Raw genomic sequence first — 255 nt, forward strand, 5'->3', positions numbered from 1 at the left:
TTATCTGACCGACAAATCTTTGGTGTCATCGCACATAGACTTTATCACCCTATCCGAGGCTTGTTTCCAAAATGGAAATTTCATTACGACAGTGAACAAGACAGATATATTTGCCCGAACCAGCAAATCCTTACGTACTCAACAACTGACCGAAAAGGCTACCGGACATATAAATCAAATCCTGAAATATGTTCCTCATGCCCGCTGCTTGAAAACTGTACAAAATCAAAGAATCGGCAGAAAGTGATTACTCGG

The 255-nt window shown here is 40.8% G+C and carries 1 protein-coding gene; it reads left to right on the forward strand.

Annotated elements, in window-relative coordinates:
• The coding region (locus tag WA325_RS21345; protein ID WP_336184168.1) for a transposase at window positions 1–255 on the forward strand (255 nt) is incomplete at both ends.

The sequence above is a fragment of the Bacillus sp. 205(2023) genome (genome assembly GCF_037027485.1).
Classification (GTDB): Bacteria; Bacillota; Bacilli; order Bacillales; family Bacillaceae; genus Bacillus; species Bacillus halotolerans.